Source organism: Acinetobacter sp. AL9, from assembly GCF_041464035.1.
Lineage (GTDB): Bacteria > Pseudomonadota > Gammaproteobacteria > Pseudomonadales > Moraxellaceae > Acinetobacter > Acinetobacter towneri.
Window position 1 is genome coordinate 1 of the sequence record NZ_JAYFSK010000146.1, and the last position, 722, is coordinate 722.

A 722-nucleotide genomic window follows, 5' to 3' on the forward strand; every position below is an offset into this window, starting at 1 on the left:
AGTTACACCGTGACAGCCTATGGAATTGAGGTAATCCCTAAAGCAAATGTTTTAGGTTCTTGATGGTGAAGTAGGAATTAAACATCAAACCCACATTGAGTAGGTTTGAGTAGGTTTTAAATAACGGTTTCCAGATCATTTCAAAATCGTGGTTTCAGATGCCTCAGCCTATAAACAATTTGGAAATTCTGTTGCTATTCCAGCGATACAGGCAACTGCAAAAGAAATATTAAAAGCATTGAAGATTGGTGAGTATGATTACAGCAAATAAGGGGGAATGGAGTGAACTCTATGCCATTTTTAAATTACTATGTGATGGGGAGTTAAGTGCGGGTGATGAAAACTTAAATAAAATAAATAATTTAATTTATCCTGTAATTAGAATTTTACGTCAAGAACATCATCATTTATTCACTTATGTACCGCATAAATCAGAGGGTATAGTAGAGATTTTGCGGGGTGAAGATGTTTTTCAGATACCATTACAGGAACTCAGAGATATTACTCAGTTTTTGCTGGCAGAATTACAGAAAAAGCAAACGGCATCATTTACTATTCCAGATGTGGAAAACTTTATATCCAGATACCAATCAAATAAGTTGACAAAAATAACTAATCATGCGAAAAAGTTTTTTTAGTTAACAGATGTTCACACATGCCTCGAATTGTTTCTGTACCACTTAGTTTAGAACAGCGAGAACGACTCATTTTTCTGGCCAAGC

General features: G+C 34.9%; 1 protein-coding gene and 2 pseudogenes. All 3 read left to right on the top strand.

From position 1 onward, the window contains the following. Positions 1 to 139: 139 nt before the first annotated feature. Positions 140 to 271, top strand: a pseudogene (locus tag ACEO2X_RS14010) (DNA cytosine methyltransferase); the annotation flags it as partial. Beyond that, positions 255 to 638: an HpaII family restriction endonuclease gene (locus ACEO2X_RS14015; protein WP_242769839.1), complete on the top strand. Its 384-nt coding sequence runs from the start codon at positions 255 to 257 to the stop codon at positions 636 to 638. The pseudogene ACEO2X_RS14010 and the gene ACEO2X_RS14015, both read left to right, overlap by 17 nt. A 17-nt stretch (positions 639 to 655) precedes the next feature. Beyond that, positions 656 to 722 (top strand): annotated as a pseudogene (locus ACEO2X_RS14020) (helix-turn-helix domain-containing protein); the annotation flags it as partial.

What these genes read in the sequence shown, in the direction of transcription:
- ACEO2X_RS14015 (WP_242769839.1), top strand. Translation starts at nt 255, where the DNA reads ATGATTACAGCAAATAAGGGGGAATGGAGTGAACTCTATGCCATTTTT.